General features: G+C 45.7%; 13 protein-coding genes. 8 read left to right on the top strand and 5 right to left on the bottom strand.

Features of this window, described 5'->3' with window-relative positions:
* Positions 1 to 140: 140 nt before the first annotated feature.
* Positions 141 to 2003, bottom strand: coding sequence for a putative bifunctional diguanylate cyclase/phosphodiesterase (locus H4O21_RS05850; protein ID WP_182807907.1), 1863 nt, complete (start codon positions 2001 to 2003; stop codon positions 141 to 143).
* A gap of 39 nt (positions 2004 to 2042) precedes the next feature.
* The gene (locus tag H4O21_RS05845; protein ID WP_182807906.1) at positions 2043 to 4673 is read right to left on the bottom strand and encodes a putative bifunctional diguanylate cyclase/phosphodiesterase; all 2631 of its coding nucleotides are present in this window, start codon (positions 4671 to 4673) and stop codon (positions 2043 to 2045) included.
* Between the two features lie 333 nt (positions 4674 to 5006).
* Between H4O21_RS05845 and H4O21_RS05840 the strand changes: the two genes are divergently transcribed.
* Entirely contained in the window at positions 5007 to 5501 is a 495-nt protein-coding gene (locus H4O21_RS05840; protein WP_182807905.1) for an Lrp/AsnC family transcriptional regulator, read from the top strand.
* Positions 5502 to 5736: 235 nt separating this feature from the next.
* On the opposite strand, the gene exaC is transcribed toward H4O21_RS05840, so the two are convergent.
* Both exaC and H4O21_RS05830 read right to left on the bottom strand, forming a co-directional pair.
* Positions 5737 to 7254 (bottom strand): acetaldehyde dehydrogenase ExaC, encoded by a 1518-nt coding sequence (gene exaC, locus H4O21_RS05835; RefSeq protein ID WP_182807904.1) that lies wholly within the window; start codon positions 7252 to 7254, stop codon positions 5737 to 5739.
* A 380-nt stretch (positions 7255 to 7634) separates the two neighbouring features.
* Entirely contained in the window at positions 7635 to 11555 is a 3921-nt protein-coding gene (locus tag H4O21_RS05830; protein ID WP_182807903.1) for a PAS domain-containing sensor histidine kinase, read from the bottom strand.
* 307 nt (positions 11556 to 11862) lie between these two features.
* On the opposite strand from H4O21_RS05830, the gene H4O21_RS05825 reads away from it, so the two are divergent.
* From H4O21_RS05825 to H4O21_RS05795, 7 genes are all read left to right on the top strand, one after another.
* Positions 11863 to 13773 carry a PhoX family protein gene (locus tag H4O21_RS05825; RefSeq protein ID WP_182807902.1) on the top strand — a complete coding sequence of 637 codons (1911 nt, stop codon included), beginning with the start codon at positions 11863 to 11865 and terminating at the stop codon, positions 13771 to 13773.
* A gap of 255 nt (positions 13774 to 14028) precedes the next feature.
* Complete coding sequence (locus H4O21_RS05820) at positions 14029 to 16827, top strand: monovalent cation/H+ antiporter subunit A (protein WP_182808001.1); 2799 nt, start codon at positions 14029 to 14031, stop codon at positions 16825 to 16827.
* 1 nt (position 16828) lies between these two features.
* On the top strand, positions 16829 to 17191 hold the full coding sequence (locus H4O21_RS05815) for a Na+/H+ antiporter subunit C (RefSeq protein ID WP_182807901.1): 363 nt from the start codon (positions 16829 to 16831) through the stop codon (positions 17189 to 17191).
* Between the two features lie 2 nt (positions 17192 to 17193).
* A complete protein-coding gene (locus H4O21_RS05810; RefSeq protein WP_182807900.1) occupies positions 17194 to 18711 on the top strand; it encodes a monovalent cation/H+ antiporter subunit D in 1518 nt (505 codons plus the stop codon).
* A 1-nt stretch (position 18712) separates the two neighbouring features.
* Entirely contained in the window at positions 18713 to 19207 is a 495-nt protein-coding gene (locus tag H4O21_RS05805; protein ID WP_182807899.1) for a Na+/H+ antiporter subunit E, read from the top strand.
* Entirely contained in the window at positions 19201 to 19470 is a 270-nt protein-coding gene (locus H4O21_RS05800; RefSeq protein ID WP_182807898.1) for a K+/H+ antiporter subunit F, read from the top strand. Before H4O21_RS05805 ends, H4O21_RS05800 begins: the two co-directional genes overlap by 7 nt.
* 9 nt (positions 19471 to 19479) lie before the next feature.
* Positions 19480 to 19893, top strand: coding sequence for a Na+/H+ antiporter subunit G (locus H4O21_RS05795; RefSeq protein WP_182807897.1), 414 nt, complete (start codon positions 19480 to 19482; stop codon positions 19891 to 19893).
* 168 nt (positions 19894 to 20061) lie between these two features.
* On the opposite strand, the gene H4O21_RS05790 is transcribed toward H4O21_RS05795, so the two are convergent.
* Entirely contained in the window at positions 20062 to 21093 is a 1032-nt protein-coding gene (locus tag H4O21_RS05790) for a DUF2157 domain-containing protein (RefSeq protein WP_182807896.1), read from the bottom strand.
* Between the last annotated feature and the right edge of the window lie 359 nt (positions 21094 to 21452).

Below are 21452 nucleotides of genomic sequence, written 5' to 3'. Positions count from 1 at the left end.
AGGCTACGCATTGATTATGCCGTGGGAGTGAAAACACAGACAAGAAAAAAAATGGAATCAGTTTATAAAATTAACTATAACCCGACGAAAAGCACTTCTGTAACAATATTCGCTGATAACTCAATACTCTGAAACATGCATTAAAGTAGCTTAATAAAGTCCTTTAAAGGTAATGGCCGGGACATATAATATCCTTGCCCAAGTTGGCATCCCGTCGATTTCAGAAAATCGGACTGCACCTGAGTCTCAATACCTTCAGCGACAATTTTAAGGCCAAGCCCATGACCCAGACCAATGATTGCACGCACAATACTCTCACTGCTTTCATCACTGGAAAGATCTCTGATAAATGTCTGATCAATTTTCAATGTATTAACCGGGAAGTGACGCAAATAGGATAATGAGGAGTAGCCTGTACCAAAATCATCAATCGCAAGCTCTACCCCCAGTTTTCTCAAACCCTTCATCACCTCACAGGCTTCGTCTACTTTTTCAATCAGCATGCTTTCGGTAATTTCAAACTCAACCCATTCCGGATTGATGCCTGTTTCACGGATCAGGTCTGACACCATAATCACCAGCTCCGGGTTGCGGAACTGTCGTACTGAAAGATTGATAGCAACTTGCAGTGGAAATTCAGTGAGCTTATTAATACGGTTCGTATCCAGAAAAGCCTGGCGCACAATCCAGTATCCAAGAGGATTTATCAGACCTGTATCCTCCGTTAAAGGTATGAACTCATCAGGAGGAACCATACTGCCATCAGGTTGTGGCCAGCGTAATAAAGCCTCCATACCTTTAATCTGACCTGAGGCAAGATCTGTTTTAGGCTGATAGAACAGCTGAAACTCTTCATTCTGCACTGCTTTTCTGAGACGAGTTTCCAGTCTCACACGCTCTGCACTGCTCCTGTTCTGATCATCAGAACAAAAACGATATCCACCCTTACCTTCTTTTTTGACCTGATCAAGAGCGCCCTGAGCCATCTGAATAAGATCATCTTCCTCATGGGCATTATCCGGATACACCCCAATACCCATGCTGGCAGACAAATAAACCTCTTCTCCCTTAACCAGAAACGGTTTTTCAAAAACTTCAGACAACCGACGAGCGACAACACCAGCATCTTCCGGAGAACGCAGCTCACTGAGAATAAAGCTGAAATCATCTCCCCCTAACCGGGAGATCATATCTGCGTCTCGTTCCAGTCTTTGCTCCTGACGAGCCAGAAGATCAGTGCACCTTATACACCCTCTTAATCTCTCTGCAGCTTCAATCAGCAGATCATCTCCACTATCAAAACCAAATGCCCGATTAATCAGGGTAAAACGATCAATATTCAGTAAAATCAATCCAGTACGGCTATTATGACGGTTTGCGATATTAAATTCATGGCCTAAACGATTGCGGAATAAAATTCGGTTTGGCAAGTCCGTCAGAGGGTCATAATGAGTCAGGCGCTCCAGCTCTTGCTCAGTGCGTTTCTGATCCGTCAGATCAGTAAATATTGAAAAGAAGTTAGTAATCTTACCCTCTTCATCCCTGACCGTTTCGATAGACAAGTACTTCATAAAGTGACTGCCATCAACCCTTCGGTCCCAGACTTCACCTTCCCAGTAATCATACTCTGACAGCGTTTGCCACATCTGCCGATAAAAATCCAGATCATGCCGTCCGGATTGATTGATACTGGCTCGCATACCTTTAACATCAGAAGCTTTACGCCCTGTCAGGCAAGTATAAGCGGGATTCGTGTAAAGAATATTCTGATCTGCGTCGGTGATAGTAATTGCAAAGTGCGCTTTTTCAACAATACGATTCACCAACTCCAGGCGATTGGCTGTTGCTTTATGCTGCCCAATCTCCTGCTGAAGCTTTCTGCGTACTTGCTGTAATTCCTCAGTCCGTTTACTGATACGCTCTTCCAGCTGCTGACGCAATCTGAGTAGTTCGACATCATCCATGATATCCGCCTGTGCTTCCACCTGCCGATCCTTCTTCATATGACAACCTGAGGGCTTGAGTTTAATCAAGTATATCTATTACATTATATTACCGGGAATAAATTCACCAGTATTTTTTTGATTATCAATAGGTTGCACCAATATCGCTCCAGGCATTCCCAGATGATATCCCTGAGCAAAGTCAATACCCAGCTCCCTGACAGCATTCATAATCTCTTCATCTTCAATGAATTCAGCCACTGTCCGGATATCCAGATTCTGAGCCAGAGTAACAATACTTTTAACAAAAGCCATATATTTTTCATCCTGGAGCATATTGCGGATAAATTCACCTTCAATCTTGATGACATCAATTGGAAAATGCTTGATGTAATGAAATGATGAGAACCCAGAACCAAAATCATCAATCGCAAAACTGAACCCTTCCAGTTTAAGGTCCAGAACAAATTTTTCCAGTAAAGTCAGGTTACTGACTGTCTCCCGCTCCGTCAGCTCAAAAACAATCCTTTCAGGAACTATATGGTATCGCTGAGCCAACTGTCTGATATGAGTAATAAACTCATTAACAATTAATGATTTAGGAGACAAGTTAATAAACAATTTCCCGGTATAACTCTGCTGATTCATCTGATCAAACGCTTTCTCAATCAGCATATAGTCCATTTTATGAACCACACCAATGCCTTCAGCAATATCAATAAACTCTCCGGCAGGAACAATTTTTCCATCCTGTTCAATACGCATCAGAAGCTCATGAATAATGACTTCCCCGGATTGACAATCAACGATAGGCTGAAAGAAAGGTACAACTCTTTTTTCCTCAAGTGCTCTCAGTACCATAATATTTTTGGCACCAACCTGGCGGAACACTTCAGCCACTTCATCCTCATCAGGTAAGGCAATAGCATTACGGCCCTGTTTTTTGGCTTTATACATCATATTGTCAGCCATTAGAAACAGATCACGGGCGTTATCACCATGATGCGGATACATTGCAATACCAATAGATGTGGTCGCATGTACAACAGCATCATCCGGACTTTTCAGCTGCATTTTTTCCAGATTCAAGCGTACTCTCTGGGCAACCAGATGCGCCTGTTCTTCCGTGGCCTCCGGAAGAATTATCGTAAACTCATCGCCACCATACCGTGCCAGCATATCACCAGGTCTGACAGCACTTTCCAGGACATGAGCAAATTCCTGCAGAAAGTGGTCGCCAAAAGCATGACCATATCTGTCATTTACCAGCTTAAAATTATCCATATCCAGCATTAGCAAGGCAAACTTCTGATGATGCCTCTCAGCTCGGCCAATTTCGTAGCCCAGTAACTCTTTAAACATTCTCTGGTTGTGTAAACTGGTAAGAGGGTCCCGAGTGGCATAGTATTCCAGGTCTTTAGTGTATTTATAAATAGCCTTCACTGAACCTACCAGATTTAACAAGGTTGTCAGGATGCCATCAATCACTATATGTCTGATAGGGTCCCGAGCCAGATCAGACTGCACACCAATGCCGACAACACCACCAATTTTTGGCGCTTCCAGAAGTAAAGATTTAGTCTGTAGCTCAATATCCTGTTGACTCAGATGTCTCGGTTCCCCTCCGGTATCCGGACTGGCTATATGATGAGTAATGCTCAGAATCAGGCTTCCATTCTGAAAATGACTATTACCTTTCAGCTGTTGATGCAGATAGCTCTCAAACTCTTGCTTGCTCCGATCTGAGACACTCTGATACCAGAATACCTCCAGCTCATAACCTTCCTCTTCTACCTGAAAAATCGTAACCAGCGTATGGGCTGTGATAATGGTATTAATATCCACCAGCAGGTCTTTAATAAAATCCCGCCAGTCCCGCACCACATCTGATGTGATAATAAATTTACTGAGTAATCGAATTTCAAATTCAAGAATTTCCTTATCAACCGCCACATCCTTGAGTTTTTCCATCAGTGCGCCGACATGCCTGAAAGCCTGATTAAACTCATCAAAATAAAAATCGAAATCGGCAGTCTGCAACTTTTTGAAATCTTTAACTGTTTCGACTGGAGCCAGTCTTTGCCTGAAAGACTCCATCGAACGTTTAATAACGACAGCGAGATAGGCTGAAATAACCAGTGCAGCCGCCAGTATCAGGCAGGCGAACAGTACAAACAAACTGATATTATTTGTTCTGACTCTATCACTGATGGGCTGCAGGTTCTGGCGTAAGTCCATTACTCCCAGTACATCACCGGCTTTTACATTGACATGGCACTGGATACATTCATTTCTTGCTTTAAGAGGAAAAATCCGTCGAATAACGTCCCCTGTTTTAACGACGGCTTCTTCGCCATTTTTAAAAGCCTGAACCAGCCGCGCATCCATTTCTGGCTGCTCTATATCACCAAACAGCACTCTGACTTTTTCGCCTCGATAAATTTCAATATCGTAAGAACTATCCGACATCACATCTTTAGTTGATGCAATAAAGTTTTCCAGATCTTCTCTCGTCCAGCCCTGCCGCATGACCTGAAACATGGAATTGAACGTGCTCTGTGCAATTGTCTGAGAGCTTTCTTCAGCAAGCTTATGAATGATGTTTTCGTAAAGCAGTGTTGCTGTCAGAGTGACACTGAAAAATACTGTGAGGGAAACAGCCATAATAGCAGCCAGAACATAGCCTTTCAGAGTACGAAAAAAACACCGGATGGGCCTGAATAAACTCATACTATCAACTTCTCAGAACATAACTCAGGCATTTAAGCATGCTATGTCGCCTGGTACGCTGACCCATCTCAAGATCCTGATAAAATTTAACGACACAAAGAGTAGTGTATTTATTCTATAAAATCGGTTATGACACATGCTTTATTCTGAATTTTCACATTTTTACCAGCATATAAAAGATTCTCACAAAAACATGCTCATAATTCAGAAGAAAACACTTATAATCACCAGATGAACATCAAGAAAAACTAAGGTTTTTCCCTGAACAAGTGAAAAGCAAACTGTTTCACTTACTTAGAGAAAGCAATCGAAACAAACAAGAATAAAAATCTTATGTACCAGAATACCGCCTCCAGAAAACTGGATCGAATTGACAGAAAAATTCTGATAGAGCTACAAAAAGACAGTGATATCAGTAACCTTGAACTGGCAGAACGTGTTGGTTTGTCTGCATCGCCTTGCGCAAGACGAGTCAGATTACTGGAAGAAGCAGGAATCATCTGTAAACGCGTTACCTTATTAGACCAGACAGCACTTGGACTCGACCTGACAATTTATGTGCATGTCTGCCTCGAATGTCAGATACCTGAACGTCTGGAGAACTTTGAGCGTAAAGTCATGAACTATGATGAAGTCATGGAGTGCTCGCTCATCACAGGCAGTGATGCCGATTTTCTTTTGAAAGTTGTAATGCCAGACATGGCCTACTATGAACACTTTTTACTGAAAGAACTGAATAGAATCGAAGGTGTCACCAGCATTCGAACCAGCTTTGTTCTGCGCCGGGTAAAGAGTAAAACCGACATGCCACTGAATCATATTGGCTGATAACCGGATATACGAATACACTGTTTTTTCGGGTTACAGAGTCACTCTGAACCTCTGGATAAAAAAGCACCGCCAGAGCGGTGCAATAGCTTCCCAAGAAGATGACTTAGCAGGAATAAAAACGACCCACACAACAGGCCGTTGAGAGTTGACAACGCATTCTGGCCTTACAGCCATCAAGCTTAGACTGCTCGGAACCAGTAGGGAAAGCCTGAGGCTTTCCCTGTAAAAAGACTTAGAAGAAGCCCAGAGGATTGATATCGTAGCTTACCAGCATGTTTTTAGTCTGCTGATAGTGATCCAGCATCATTTTGTGAGTCTCACGACCTACACCAGACTTCTTGTAACCGCCGAATGCAGCGTGTGCCGGGTACTGGTGGTAGCAGTTAGTCCATACACGACCCGCCTGGATACCACGCCCCATGCGGTAAGATAGGTTCATGTCACGGGTCCATACACCTGCACCCAGACCAAACTCAGAATCGTTAGCGATAGCCAGCGCTTCGGCTTCATCTTTAAACGTGGTAACAGATACTACAGGACCGAAGATCTCTTCCTGGAATACACGCATGTCGTTGGTGCCTTTCAGCAGAGTCGGCTGGATGTAGTAACCGCCCAGCTCATCACTCAGTGCTTCTTTATCACCACCGATCAGTACTTCAGCACCTTCGTTACGACCGATATCCAGGTAACCCAGGATCTTGTCGAACTGCTCTTGAGAAGCCTGAGCACCTACCATTACTTCAGTATCCAGTGGGTTACCACGTTTGATCTGACCGATACGTTCAATGACTTTACCGATAAAGGCTTCGTAGATATCTTCCTGAATCAGCAGACGGGAAGGACAAGTACATACTTCACCCTGGTTGAAGAACGCCAGTACAGTTCCTTCAACACACTTGCTGATAAACTCGTCTTCCTGGTCCATTACATCGTTGAAGTAGATATTTGGAGACTTACCACCCAGCTCAACAGTAGAAGGAATAATGTTCTCAGCTGCACATTTCAGGATATGAGACCCCACAGGAGTAGAACCGGTGAACGCGATCTTAGCGATACGGGTAGACGTTGCCAGAGCCTGACCCGCTTCAGCACCGTAACCGTTAACAACGTTAAGAACACCTGCAGGCAGAAGGTCTTCGATAGTTTCCAGCAGCACCAGAATAGAAGCAGGCGTCTGCTCAGCCGGCTTCAGTACGATACAGTTACCCGCAGCCAGTGCAGGAGCAATCTTCCAGGCTGCCATCAGCAGAGGGAAGTTCCAGGGAATAATCTGACCGACAACACCCAGAGGCTCGTGGAAGTGGTACGCCACAGTGTTGTGGTCAACTTCACCGATAGAACCTTCCTGCGCACGGATACAACCCGCAAAGTAACGGAAATGATCAACCGCCAGAGGCACGTCAGCGGCCAGAGTTTCACGCACTGCCTTACCGTTATCATAAGTTTCAGCGACTGCGATTTTCTCCAGATTGGCTTCCAGACGGTCAGCAATCTTCAACAACAGGTTCGAACGTTCAGTGACAGAGGTTTTGCCCCATGCGTCCTTGGCTGCGTGTGCTGCATCCAGTGCCAGCTCAATATCTTCTGCAGAAGAACGTGGGATTTCACAAATTACCTGACCGTTTACAGGAGAGGTATTTTCAAAATACTGACCCTTTACAGGCTCTACCCATTTACCGCCAATAAAGTTGCCGTAGCGTTCTTTAAAATTTACAACGGCGCCTTCAGTTCCCGGTTGTGCATAGATCATCGTATATAGCCTCTGTTTGTTTTTGTCTGATCAAACGGTCTCTGGCAAGAAAAACCGCTTTAGGGCATTTGTTTTGAATTAACTTGCGCTTAACAAGCTGGTAGACATATCTTGGTTTATCAGAGGCTATGCCAACATGGCACTTTGGAGTGCAAAAAATAGTACTTTGGTACTAGTTTTTGAGGTTGAATCCTAAAGAATATATGGATGCATCCCCAGGGAAAGAGTAGAACTGCACTGCAGGACAGCTCCAAAAAATCATAAAAAACAAAACACTAAGAAGTCATTAAAAAAAATAGCCACAACACTGGAATAAGCAGATCAAACGGCCCGAAAGGACTATATAACGTGAGGCATTTTATGCTCGCTGAATATGCTACTCAATGCAAAAGCGGATCAGAATGACTACCTTTCCTGTATAACCGCACATCATTGCTGTCTGTCCCCCATTTATCCGGAGTACCCCCTGCGCTGGTAAGAATAAGCAGATGCGTTTTTTCAAACACGCCTCCGTCCTCCAGATAACCAATTAACTCATCAATTGGAATATCATCCACTGCTTCATCAAGAATCAGATAGTTAAACTCCTGCTGCAATGATTTTTCCAGAAAGCTCATCCCGGAATGAACCAGAGTGACGCCCCGTGCAATTAACTCTGGCTCCAGTTCAGGACAACATTCTCCAACACTGCCCTCAAGAGTAGCAAACAGCACTTTTTCAGTACCTGGCAGCCCTTCATCAAGATAACCAACCGTGGTTTGTATTTTACCGACAGCATCCAGAGCACATGGCAATATTACAGAAAAGCAGCTGCCAACATTTTCCTCACTCTGATAAGAGAGTGAGCCGGACATCAGTTCAACCAGCCTTTTGCTGATCACTAGCCCCATGCCTGTACCTTCAATATCACTGCCTTCCGCATGCAGTCTGTTGAAAGATTCAAATAAGTGCTGTTGCTGCTCTTCGGAAATACCAACCCCGGTATCACGCACAGTGATCTCACATTCCCGATCTTTCACAATCAGCTCAACAGTCACCTGCCCGGCAGGTTTGTTATACTTGATACCATTAGAGATCAGGTTAAGCAGAATTTGCTTGAGCCTGACATAATCAGCCTGAACATATAATGCAGAATGATCACGACTCAGATTTACCAGCGTAATACCATAACGCTCAGCAACAGGCTCAATCACTGAGCAGCACTCTTCTAACAGGGCAACCGGATCTGTTGCAGTAATCTCAAGCTCAATTCTTCCCGCCTCGATCCTTTCCAGATCGAGCACCTCATTGATAAGGGACATCAGGTGATTACCGGCTTTACCAATCTCCTGAAGAAACTCAACAGATTCCTCATCATCATGCATGCTTTCCAACAAACGGGTAAAACCCAGAATAGCATTCATTGGTGTTCTTAACTCATGGCTCATCCGGGACAGAAACTCTGTTTTTGCCTGACTGGCTTTTTCCGCTTGAGTCTTAGCCCTGATTAGCTGCTGCTGCGCCTGTTTAATAGCATCATCCGAGTTAAGCGCAACAATCAAATTAGCGCAGGTTGTCAGCATAGGACGCAGAAATTTCACCAGTTCATCATTGTAGCCACCTTTTCTATTGGCAATTCCGATCATGCCAACCAGTTCTTTTCCCTTCATAAGAGGAACTCCAAGATAGGCGTTCAACGAAGGATGCCCTTCGGGAATACCTCCTGACCTGATATCATTTTTCGGGTCATTACTAATCACGGTCTCAGCCGTTTTCAGGGTATAACCAAAAAGTGTATCCAGGTTGAAGAACTCCAGCCCTTCTTCAGCCATAGACTGATACAGATCACGGGTTTCAGGATTCCAGGAAATATCTGTAATCGCAAACGTTTTCAGATAAATCTGATTATCCCGATTAAAGCAGGTCTGACCGATAAAGCCGTACTCACTTTCAGTCAGAGATAACACCTCATCAAGCAAAGTCTTAAAAATCTCTTGTCTGCTCGCCCCGGAAAAATAGCTGAGCTGTGTCGTATAAATAGATGCCAGTAGTCTGTGATGTCGCTGCAGATTGACCTGGGCTTCAACACGCTCCGTCACATCAGAGTAAACGCCCAATACGCCAACAGGCTGATTATCAGCATTTTTAATTGGCAAACGGCTAATTTCAATTTTTCGCCATCGGCCATCATTCATATGATAAAGCCCTTGTTCATTTAAACGAGGCAATTCCGTTTCAATGACACAGCGATCAAGAGTTTCAACCAATGCCGCCTGTTTCTGATCCTGATAAACTTCGCTGTCACTTTTGCCAATCAGCTCATCAACATCAAATCCGGTATCTCTGGCAAACTGAGTATTAACGCCGGCAATCTTTAATGAACTGTCCTTCCAGTATACTCCGGATGGAATAGTATCCAGGACAAGAGACAACATGCTTCGGGCATCTTCCAGCTGACTGGCACTTTGTTTTTGCTCAGTAATTTTCTGAATATGGCCGATGACTCTTCGGGTTATCTGGTTTTCAGTAATTGGAGTACCTTGTATCAGTAGCCAGTGACAGCGCCCTGTGATCCCATCCTGCTCAGGCAGGCCATAATCGTCAAACAACCGGCACTCGCAACTGAAGGGCTGATTTTCCGTAATGGCCTGATTGATTTCATTTCGCAGCCTCGCCAGATCAGTTTTGTCCAGATGACTGAAAAAAAACTCCAGCGATACGTCTTTAAGAGCCGGGTCAAGGTCCAGTAATGCTCTGGCCATATCCGTTGAAGTCACTTGATCAGTCTTTAAAGACCACTCCCAGGTACCAATATGTGCAAAAGCCTGGCTCATCTCCAGCCTTTGCTGAATTGCCCTTATATCCTGCTCTGTTTTTTTCTGCTGGCTGATATCCCGGAGAATAACGGTATATAAAGGCGCGTCCCCCGAGGAGGTCCGGCTGCAGGAAACAGCCACAGGGAAAGATGTGCCGTCACTGCGAATACCTATTGCCTCAAATGACTGGCGGCTCTGCAGCGTTAGCAAACTTAGCTGACCACCAAAATCCCCTTTCACCCTGACAATATCTCCTACAGGCACTTCAAGGTAAGCGTCTGCACCACCACCAAAGATACGTCCTACAGCCGGATTCAGAGACTGAATAATCCCATTACCATCGACAGTAAAAATAGCATCCCAGGCAGTATCAATAATGGAACGATAACGGGCCTCCCTGAAAGCAATCTGAGTCGTTTTTTCATGATGCAGCTTTTCCAGCTGCCGGGTCAGATCCTGTCTGGTCTGAACCTCTTTTTGTGATCGCAGAGCGGACCGGTAAGACGTATAAAGCACGAAAACCAGACATAACAAGCAGCTGACACAGACAAAAATAATAAATGCATTACGCACCTGATTCAGCAAATACCAGCCTTCATCTGCACTTTGCTCTACAGCCAGCCCGATACCCAGCAGGTCATCCCATAGCCATACGCCAATCTGCTGCTCACCACGATAACCTGTATAAGACGACCTTACCGAAACACCGGATTTACCACCTAACGCTTCTTTGGCAAGTAATGTCAAAGGCCTTAATTCAACCTGGCTGTTATCTGCAGCATCTTCCCGGATATAAAGTGTCTGATTAGTAAAACGAGAGGGGGATAACAAGAGGCCATCATGGTTAAAAATATAACTCTCTCCCGTTTTTCCAAAAGCAGCTTTCTGGATTAACTCAAAAAAAACAGTTTCTGAATCAATCTCAAAAATGAGAAGCGCATCTTCATCAAAGCGCTCCGATTGTATCATCGCCGCTGAAAATTGCCTGCTATGCATCTCTTTGCGCTTAATATACTCTGGAGCAGTAATTACAGTATGTCCTCGCCAGACCTTATGATTAGCCACCTTGTTAAGCACCAGAGGAGATACTTTACCTATCGCCTGCGGCAAATTACTGGAAAGAACATGATTACCAGGCCCAACCAGATAAAAAGCGACAATTTCCGGATTGGACAGAACAGGGCGGAAGAATTCTTCTAACCCCATATGGGCAAGTTTCTGTCCTGTTTCCGATGCGTCATTAAAAAAGGGAGCCATTAAGCGCATCAGCTCCGGCTGATTAGCCCAGGTGTAAACAGAAGTTTTTTTATTTCTTGACCAGACAGATAAAGCCTGATGGACGTTACCCAGGCGACTCTGAAACCCGGATTCAAGACGAGAAAAGCCTTCCTCCTCCAGTCTGGAGTAACTCCAGATGGCCGAGCCAATAATCGCTATACTTGCCAAAAGCAGCAATAATAGCTGTTTTACTGAAGGTAAAAGACTTGTTTTCAATTCTCTGGCCATCCTTTACGCCTGAAAGATGCCGTATATAGCAGCCCCATCTCAGCATATCCAGCGAGCTGTTGAGATACAGGCGTTCTGAACTTTTCATTTTTCAATATATACACAGATCTGAAAAAACAACAGCTTACTTTTCAAAGCCGATAACGACTGTGGCAATAGCAGAAAATTCCTAATTTCACAGAATTGACATCATATCGTTACATTTCCCCTCTAATTTCCTGACTCAAATCAAAAATAGCGCTGATGCTCTATTTATCTGCGCAAAAATTAAAAACTATTATCCCGATTAGCCTGAAAAGGAAGTGTTATGAGTCAGTTTGATAAACAGGACCAGTTGAATAACCCGGTTACAGAAACACCTGATTTTACCCGCATGGTGGAAGAAGGCCTGAACCGCAGACAGTTCCTGGGGGGAGCCGCAATTATGGGCTTAGGCGCACTGGCTTCCAGTTATTCACCAATATCAGAGGCAATGCAATCCGTTTCAGGTAAAGGCCTGTCACCTGATATCGGTTTTAAAGCAGTGCCTGCTTCTACTGCTGACACCATCACCGTTCCTGAAGGTTACCGCTGGGATACCCTGATATCCTGGGGAGACCCCTTGTTCTCTGGTATCGAGAATTTTAAAGATGGTGGTTTGAACTCTGCAGCAGCACAGGAGAAGCAGTTTGGTGATAATAACGATGGCATGAGTTTCTTTCCGCTGTCTGACGACCGTGCCATCCTGGCTATTAATAACGAATACACCAATTACGAATATCTGTTTGCTCATCAGGGCAAACAGATGACAGCTGAAGATGTACGTAAAGCACAAGCGGCTCATGGCGTATCTGTTTTTGAAATTGAAAAGAAAAACGGCAGCTGGCAGCTGGTTAAAGATTCACGCTACAACCGTCGTATTCATGCTAACACGCCAATGATGATTACAGGCCCGGCTGCAGGCCATGACCTGATGAAAACGGAAGATGATCCGAGTGGTACTTTAGCGCTGGGTACGTTTAACAACTGTGCAAACGGCGAAACCCCCTGGGGTACTTACCTGACCTGTGAAGAGAACTTTAACGGTTACTTCGGTTCTTCTTCTGATGTGGATCTGGGGGCTGATGGGAAACGTTACGGGGTTAAGAGTACCGATTCCGGTTACCAGTGGCATAAGTTTGATGAGCGTTTTGATATCGCGAAACACCCACAGGAAAACCATCGTTTTGGCTGGGTTGTAGAAATCGACCCTAAAAATCCTAATTCAACACCAAAGAAACGCACGGCTCTGGGTCGTTTCAAACATGAAAATGCGGCTCTGACTATCAATGAAGGTGGTCATGTTGTGGTTTATCTGGGTGATGACCAGCGCGGTGAGCATCTGTACAAATTTGTATCCAGAAACCGTTACAACCCGGACAATCAGGATGCAAACCGCGATCTGCTGGAAGAGGGCACCTTGTACGTAGCGCGTTTCAGCAGTGCAAGTGGCAAAGCATCTGGTCGTGGAGAGTGGATTGAGCTGACTCATGGCAAGAACGGTTTAACTGCGGCTAATGGTTTTAAAGATCAGGCCGAGGTACTGGTGTTTGCCCGTCGTGCAGCGACCCAAGTGGGGGCTACTACGATGGATCGTCCAGAGTGGGTTGCGGTACACCCATCGGGTAAACAGGTGTTTTGCACACTGACCAATAACAAAAACCGTGGCAAAGAAGGCCAGCCTGTCGGTGGCCCTAATCCCCGTGCGAAAAATAACTACGGCCAAATTATTCGCTGGCAGCCAGATAATGGCGATCACACCAGCATGGACTTCAGCTGGGATCTGTTTGTGATGGCAGGTAACCCTGACGTGCATAATGATGCCTACGCCGGTTCTTCAAACATCAATAAAGATAATATGTTCAACAGCCCGGACGGCTTAGGCTTTGACCCGGAAGGTCGCATGTGGATTCAGACCGATGGTAAGTACTCTAACAAGGGTGATTTTGAAGGTATGGGTAATAACCAGATGCTGTGTGCTGATCCAGCATCTGGTGAAATCCGTCGTTTTCTGACAGGTCCGGTTGCTTGTGAGATAACAGGTCTGACATTCAGCTCTGACTACACCACTATGTTTATTGGTGTACAACATCCAGGGGAAGATTTAAAACCCTCTCATTTCCCGGGAGGTGGTAATAGTACACCTCGCTCTTCTGTTATTATGATTCGCAAAGAGGATGGTGGTGTTATAGGCAGCTGATTCAGAGCTAAAAACGACCATTCTGGTCTTACCTATATACAAAGGCAGTCATAAGACTGCCTTTTTTTATGCCTTTTTCATGCTTTTTTCCTATATTTTATTTCCAGCATACCCTAATCCATGGCTATAATGGTTAGCTATAAGAACAAGTAAAGATATGAACGTAATCAATGAATTGCGGTCGAACACCCCGCCCGATTAACAACTAACAGATTGAAAAATAAGGCAACATGGATATAACAGGAGTTTCCCTTGCTGAATAACCTGATTTGGATTCCTTTGCTGCCCTTGTTGGGAACGCTGGTACCCTTATTCGCATCCAGGTTCAGTCGTAGTGCCTGTGCTTTTCTTACAGCAGGCCTTCCCGCTCTGGCATTAATACTTGTTTTACAGAATGCTTCTTCCATTTTCGATGGTGAAGCTTTGTATACAGTTTATAACTGGATACCTGTAATAGGCCTTGAATTAGCTTTCAGACTTGACGGTCTTTCGTTATTGTTTGCATTGCTGATATTAGGCATTGGCTTACTGGTGATTCTTTACGCCCGATATTATTTATCGGCGCAAGACTCTATTGGTCGCTTCTACAGCTATCTGATTCTGTTTATGTTCGCGATGCTTGGGGTTGTGATGTCCGACAACCTTTTGCAGATGTGGATGTTCTGGGAACTGACCAGTATCAGCTCATTTCTGCTGATCAGTTTCTGGGGACATAAAACAGAAGCCCGAAAAGGTGCCAGGATGGCCCTGACCATAACAGGGGCTGGTGGTCTGGCATTGCTGGCTGGTATCCTGCTTATCGGTGAGGTCGTTGGCAGCTATAACCTGTATGAGGTGCTTAATAGCGGGGATGTCATCAGAGATCATGTTCTGTATCCCGTTATTCTGGTTCTGGTTCTGGCTGGTGCATTCACTAAATCAGCTCAGTTCCCATTCCACTTCTGGTTGCCACACGCTATGGCGGCTCCAACGCCGGTCAGTTCATATCTGCACTCTGCCACCATGGTAAAAGCGGGTATTTTTCTGATGGCCCGACTGTATCCGGTGCTATCCGGTACAGAACTCTGGTTCCTGATAGTCAGTCTGACTGGCTTGGCAACTTTGCTTCTGGGGGCATATGTTGCCCTGTTTAAACACGATCTGAAGGGTTTGCTGGCTTATTCAACGGTGAGTCACCTGGGTCTGATTACTCTGCTTCTGGGTATGGGTACCGAGCTTGCAGCCGTTGCAGCTATTTTCCACATCATCAACCACGCAACCTTTAAAGCCTCTCTGTTCATGGCTGCAGGTATCATTGATCATGAGTCTGGTTCAAGGGATATGCGTCAGCTGAATGGTCTGTGGAAATACATGCCACATACCGCCACCCTGGCAATGGTTGCAGCCTCATCCATGGCCGGTATTCCATTGCTGAACGGCTTCCTGTCCAAAGAGATGTTCTTTGCAGAAACCCTGCATCAGGATTCTCTGGGTTCTCTGTCATGGATGGTTCCTGTGCTGGCCACATTGGGTGGAGTTTTCTCGGTAGCTTACTCAACCCGATTCATTCATGATGTCTTCTTCAATGGTGAACCGATTAACCTGCCGAAGACGCCTCACGAGCCACCACGCTATATGAAGGTGCCAGTTGAGATTCTGGTCGCACTTTGCCTGCTGGTAGGGATTTTCCCAAGTCTGGTCATCGGAGACCTTCTATACGCCGCATCAGGGGCAGCGCTGAATGGCATTCCCCCGGAATACAGTCTGGCGATCTGGCATGGCTTCAATCTGCCATTACTGATGAGTTTCCTGGCTCTGGCCGGCGGTCTGACGGTTTACTACAACCGCAAAGAACTGTTCCAGTTCCAGGCTCAGTTCCCGGACAATGATCCCAAACTGGTGTTTGAAGCGGTAGTCCAACTGATCCAGCGACAAGCTGAAACCTTTATGCAACTGGTTGAGAATGGATCATTGCAGCGTTATGCCTACATGATGCTGAGCATGTCCTTTGCCATGATGGCAGGGCCTTTGCTTGATCTGAATGCCACAGCAGGTTTGCGTCCTGAGCTTCCTGTTGATGCGATATCTGTTACTGGTGTGATTTTGCTGACTCTGGGAGCAGTAGCGACTGTGGTCTGGCACAGAGAGCGTATGAAGGCGCTGGTATCCCTGTCCATCGTAGGACTGATTGTTTCTTTGATGTTCGCGAAATTCTCAGCCCCGGATCTGGCTCTGACCCAGCTATCAGTGGAAGTTGTAACAGTGATTCTGCTGATGCTGGCTCTGTTTTTCCTGCCCCAGCAAACACCTAAAGAATCTTCTCCTCGCCGGGTTGTAAGGGACTTAGGTCTTTCAGCAATGATCGGTGGTGTCATCGGTACGATTTGTTACGCGCTGATGACCCGGCCACTGGATAGCATTTCAACATTCTTTGTTGAAAACAGTAAAACCGGTGGTGGCGGTACTAACGTCGTTAACGTCATCCTGGTTGACTTCAGGGGCTTTGATACTCTGGGTGAAATCACGGTACTGGGTATTGCAGCCCTGGGTATTTTTAAGCTCATTGCACGTATGCGTCTTTACATGCCTGCCAGTGATGAAAATGGTCGCCCCTGGACGCTGGACAGCCATCCAATGATGCTGGCCATTGTTTCTCAGAGTCTGTTACCTCTGGCACTGCTGGTATCTGCGTATATTTTCCTGAGAGGTCACAACATGCCTGGCGGCGGCTTTATTGCGGGTCTGATCACAGCTGTAGCCATTATCCAGCAGTATATTGCTCATGGTGTAGACTGGGTCAAACCGCGCATGAAAGTGGATTATCAGGTGCTGATTGGCAGCGGTATTTTTATTGCCACGCTAACAGGGCTGGGCAGCTGGTTATTTGATCGTCCATTCCTGACATCCTGGTTCGACTATTTCAGTTTACCTCTGATCGGTAAATTCGAACTGGCTAGCGCCATGATGTTTGACCTGGGTGTTTACCTGACCGTTATTGGTGCAACTATGCTTATTCTGGCCAACCTGGGTAAATTAACGACCAGTGAACGCCCTGTAGTATCGGAGACAGATTAATATGGAAGGAATATATGCATTCTGTGTTGGCCTCCTGACAGCCTGTGGCATTTTTCTGGCCCTGAGAGGACGGACCTTCCCGGTAGTGGTAGGTCTGACGCTCTTGTCTTACGCAGTAAACCTGTTTTTATTTGCCAGCGGTCGCTTAAAAATCAATGCGGCAGCAGTACTGGGTCAGTCAGAGCAATATGCTGACCCTTTGCCACAAGCACTGGTTCTTACCGCAATTGTAATTGGCTTTGCAATGACAGCGTTTGTTGTGATTCTTGCAATGCGTGGTCGCGCAGACCTTGGAAATGACCATGTAGATGGCCGACTGCCTGATATTCAGGCCCGTCAGCGCAACAGGACTCTAAGGAAGTAAAGATGGCCCATTTACCCATTTTACCTATTCTGCTGCCTTTGATTACCGGAGCGCTGCTATTGCTGCCTCCGTTTCAGAATACGATGCCGAGACAGCGCTTGCTGGCTCTGGTATCAGCATTTATCCAGGTCATCGTGGCATGGACTCTTTTGAATACGGCAAATACCGAAGGAACTCAGCTCTATGTACTGGGTGACTGGCAACCACCCTTTGGTATTGTGCTGGTGGCTGACAGAATATCGACTTTGCTGGTTCTGCTGACCACAGTACTTTTTGCCGGAGCTCTGCTGTATTCCTGTGCCGGACATGATAAAGGCGGCCAGTATTTTCACCCGTTATTTATGTTCCAGGTTATGGGAGTCAACGGAGCCTTCCTGACAGGCGATGCATTTAACCTGTTCGTCTTCTTCGAAGTGCTTCTGATCGCATCTTATGCGCTGCTGATTCATGGTGGAGGCAAGCAGAAAACTCAATCGGCCCTTCACTATGTTATTCTGAACCTCGTCGGCTCCAGTTTATTCCTGTTTGGCCTGGGTATTCTGTACGGTACTCTGGGATCTCTGAACATCGCGGATATGGCGATGCGTATCAGAGAGCTGGAAGGAGGGGAAGCCATTCTGGCTAAAGTCGGGGGCTTACTGCTGCTTCTGGTATTCGGACTGAAGGCAGCCTTGTTGCCTTTACATTTCTGGCTACCGAAAACCTACTCGTCCGCCAGTGCTCCTGTGGCGGCACTGTTTGCAATCATGACCAAAGTCGGTGTCTACAGTATTCTGAGAATACACACTCTGATTTTTGGTGCGGAAGCAGGTGAACTGGCTAATATAGCGATCCCCTGGCTCTGGCCTCTGGGTTTATTGACTCTTGCAATTGGCAGTATTGGCGTGATTGCCAGCCCTGGCCTTAAGTTGATGACGGCTAATCTGGTTGTGGTTTCTGCTGGTACGCTGTTAACTGCGATTGCCTTACAATCAGAAAAAGCAACGGGGGCTGCATTGTACTATATCCTCCACAGTACGCTGATTACCGGTGCAATGTTCCTGTTAGCCGATCTGATTGCTCGTCAGCGGGGTAAAGCTGAGGACCGGCTGGTGAAAGCCAGGGCAATGGCTCAGCCTCGTTTACTAGGCGTTGCATTTGTTCTCTGTGCTCTGGCAATTGTCGGTATGCCGCCACTATCTGGCTTTGTCGGAAAGATTCTGCTTATGCAGGCGGCAGAAGAAACTATGGATAAAATCTGGCTATGGCCACTTATTCTGATCGGTGGTCTGCTATCTCTTGTGGCATTGTCCCGTGCCGGTACTACCATTTTCTGGCGCACTACCGCGTTGGCAGGTACTGAAGAGCGGGTACATCCGTTCGAGTTTGCCGGAGTATTCATTCTGATCATGGCCTCTCCCCTCATGGTCATGTTCGGGGGTGAACTGACAGATATTACTTCTCAGGCAGCCAGACAGCTGTTCGATTTCAGCCAATCCGTCGAAGCATTAGTGCCTCAAACTACTCAGGGAGGACAATAGTATGAAACCATCGCGTCTGTTCCCTATGCCAATTCACAGCATTCTGCTGTTTGCTGTGTGGCTGTTACTGAATAACACTCTGGCTCCAGGACATATACTGCTCGGCGGCTTTCTGGCTATCGCGATTCCCAGACTGGTTGCCGGTTTATCGACAGAACAGCCCTCGGTCAAGAAACCCGGACTCGCTCTGCGTTACTGTCTTCTCGTCCTGTGGGATATCCTTACTGCAAACTTCGAGGTGGCCGTAAAAGTAGCAGGCCCAATGAAAAAAATCCGTCCGGGCATGGTGGCTGTTCCGCTGGATATTAAATCAGAACTGGGCATTACCCTGTTTGCCAGTACAATCTCACTGACTCCGGGTACCGTCAGTGCAGAAATCTCTGAAGACAAACGCTGGCTCTATGTTCATGCTCTTGATGTCGAAAATGAACACGCCCTGATTCAGGAAGTTAAACAACGCTATGAAGCACCACTAAAGGAGATTCTGGGATGTTAAGCTGGGCAATTGCAGCAGTTGCTGTGCTGATCTGCGCAGCTCTGATGATGAACCTGTGGCGTCTGATTATTGGCCCCTCTGTTCAGGACAGAATACTGGCGTTAGATACCATGTATATTAACAGTATCGCTCTGATTGTCCTGTATGGCATTCACACCGGAACCTCTATGTATTTTGAGGCCGCGCTGATGATTGCTATGCTGGGCTTTGTCAGTACATCAGCCTTATGTAAATACCTGCTTCGCGGCGACATTATTGAATAGGAGACAATCATGGCATCATGGGTTGAAATTATTGTAGCCTGCTTCCTGCTGCTAGGAGGTATCTTTATGTTTGTTGGCTCATTAGGACTGGTGCGTTTACCTGATTTATATACGCGTCTTCATGGCCCCACTAAAGCAACAACTCTGGGTATTGCCGGCATCCTGCTGGCATCCAGTATTATGTTCAGCATCAAAAATGGTGGGCTCTCTGTTCATGAATGGCTGATTACGCTTTTTCTTCTGATTACAGCGCCAGTGACAGCAAATATGCTGGCAAAAACAGCGCTTCATCACGACGTGAAAATGCTGAGTCGTTCCAGAGGACATGAACTGATGGAACCAGCCAGACACCGATATGGCCCGGAAGGTGCATCGGAAAATACGAAAAGCGGTACTGAAAGTAATAACTCAAAGTTACCCTGAATAAGCGCCCTTCCTGTACCGAGCCTGTTGAACAGAATCTGTTTAACACAGGAAGGGCTTTTACCGTGTGTCAGTATATGAAACATCACTGAAAAGAATACCCTATGCTCTCCAGCCAGTATTACTGGAAAGCCCGACAACTTTAGCAAAGAAATTCTATTCAGATGTTTAGCTTCTTTTATCCTTCAGCCACGTATCGACCGATACTGGCAAACAACTTCTCAACACACGGGTATATCTGGCTTCATGCTTCTGCCAGTGAATACCCAGTGCAATTATGCCTAATCCAATGGCGGAAAGAGTTATGGGAAATAGCCAGCTGTCTGCAAAGATTTTATCCGCCAGATATCCCAGATAAAAACACCCTCCCAGAGCCCCATAAACCACAAATACTTTGCGTCTTAAAAGAACACCCGCCAGTATCATAGCGATATTAATGACAAAATAGATAAAGCGGTTCAGCTCACTATCAGAGTCCAGAGCACTCATCCCACCCCAGAATGCCGTAACTCCGGCAAGATAAAGCCAGAATGCATAATCCGCTTTTGCTTCAGATATAAAATCAACCCGCAATGCTAACAAAGTGATCAGTAACCCAAAGACAAGCGACACCTGAGCTCTGAATTCAAAAGTCATCTCATCTGTAGCTAATAAAGGCGCAATATCCATCGACATGTACCACAAGGTGATAGCAATCGGCATAACCAGAAATGGATACCGATATACTCTCAGCATGGCCACACCTGCCAGTAGTGTCGTCACTTCCACCCAGATCCAGTGCCACTTTATCTTTCTGTGGTAATCCTGATAATGAACATCATCCGGCCAGAATCCTATCATCTGCTGAACACCATACACAGCAAGAGGAACCATCGTCACTGCAAGCGTTGCACATATCCCGGCAGGTATGGGGTAGTCTTTGCCGGAAAACCACTGGGTCAGCCATAACGCAATAACGGCATATATTAATGAAGTGACCAGGATGCCTGCTCCGCCAAATGACTCCCAGCCCAGTGTCATAAACAGACTCATAGCACTAATGGCGATGAGTGCCCCCATATACCAGAGTACATGAGTAAAGTTCATTGATGGCTGATGCCTGTATCTGACTTCCAGAAACGCTTCAAGCTGCTCTGCTTGCTCCTTACGGATAATATTTCGGGCTACAGCGGCTTCCAGATCACTGCGATTAATCCTCATTACATATATACTCCGCCTATTATAGACTGGGATAACTTGTATTTATTGCAAAGATAAAAGAACCTGAAATTTCAGGTTAACCATATGATTATGATAACTTTTCCTTCTTCACAGTTGCGACAAAAAGAGACTCTATGTAACCTTATGTAAAAATATCGGAATTACTCAACCTTTCTGTAAAAAAGGCATCTAGCAACATAGTTTCCGTTTGCTTTAAGACACAAAAAGCAGTCGAATAACATTTTATGTTACAAACAGGAGCGCAGAATGAAACAAACCACAACATCAAAGGCAACTCTGCTCTCTGCAATTTTCTTTATAATATCCTATTGTTCAACTGCATTTTCCGCAGAATATAT

The organism is Oceanospirillum sediminis (assembly GCF_014164585.1).
Taxonomy (GTDB): domain Bacteria; phylum Pseudomonadota; class Gammaproteobacteria; order Pseudomonadales; family Halomonadaceae; genus Oceanospirillum; species Oceanospirillum sediminis.
The sequence above is the reverse complement of the archived record's forward strand: the minus strand, read 5'-3'. Positions and strand labels throughout refer to the sequence as shown.